Below are 215 nucleotides of genomic sequence, written 5' to 3' on the forward strand. Positions count from 1 at the left end.
CGAAGTGGCTAAACGCGGCGGACTGTAAATCCGCTCCTTCGGGTTCGGCAGTTCGAATCTGCCCCCCTCCACCATTTTCTTTAAAATAACCTGAAAGGGTTTATTTTTTTGAGAAGATAACCATACTAGTAAATATTAATGGGCTATAGCCAAGCGGTAAGGCAACGGACTTTGACTCCGTCATGCGCTGGTTCGAATCCAGCTAGCCCAGCCAT

General features: G+C 47.4%; 1 tRNA gene. It reads left to right on the top strand.

Annotated features, from left to right (window positions below):
• Positions 1-139: 139 nt before the first annotated feature.
• Positions 140-214 (top strand) — tRNA-Gln (locus DOS87_RS01090).
• Position 215: the final 1 nt, after the last annotated feature.

It is taken from the genome of Bacillus sp. CR71 (genome assembly GCF_003429245.1).
GTDB lineage: Bacteria > Bacillota > Bacilli > Bacillales > Bacillaceae_G > Bacillus_A > Bacillus_A thuringiensis_S.